This is a genomic window from Sapientia aquatica, from assembly GCF_004358105.1.
Taxonomy (GTDB): Bacteria; Pseudomonadota; Gammaproteobacteria; order Burkholderiales; family Burkholderiaceae_D; genus Solimicrobium; species Solimicrobium aquaticum.
Genome location: NZ_SMYL01000052.1, coordinates 1 through 659, shown reverse-complemented (window position 1 = coordinate 659; position 659 = coordinate 1). Strand labels below are relative to the sequence as shown.

Annotated in this window: 1 pseudogene; it reads right to left on the bottom strand. The window is 52.5% G+C overall.

The window, feature by feature from the left end:
• Nucleotides 1-659, bottom strand: a pseudogene (locus E2I14_RS19455) (heme utilization protein); the annotation flags it as partial.

The window sequence follows — 659 nt, the reverse complement described above, 5'->3', positions numbered from 1 at the left end:
TTGGTCGTCAACGCATCCACGCCTGCAGTGCCCAGCGCTGTGATTTGTGCTGTACTCAACACAGCCACTTGCGCGGTGGTCAAGGCTTTGACTTCGCTGCTGTTCAATGCGGCCACTTGAGCGGTATTGAGACCGTTGAGGACTTGGTTAGTCGTCAAGGACGCAATTTGCGCGGTGGAGAGCGAATTAACCTGAGCAGTCGTTAAACCATTATTGATCTGGTTAGTCGTCAAGGCCACGACTTGTGACGTGGTCAAGGCATCCGCACCAGCAGTGCCTAGGGCAGCAACCTGAGCCGTATTCAACGCCTGCACATCAACTGTCGTAATCGCTTGGACTTGGGCTGAACTCAAGCTCGCGACTTCGGCAGTGGTTAAACCGTTTTGCACTTGGTTAGTCGTCAGAACAGCAATCTGTTTCGTGGACAATGCATCCGCACCAGCAGTGCCTAAGGCAGCGATTTGGGCGGTATTCAAGGCCTGTACATCGACGGTCGTGATCGCTTGGATTTGCGACGAATTCAGGCTAGCAACTTCATCGGTAGTTAAACCGTTTTGGACCTGATTTGTCGTTAAGACTGCGATTTGCGACGTCGTCAATGCATCCACACCAGCAGTACCCAGAGCAGTAACTTGCGCTGTGCTCAATACAGCCACTTG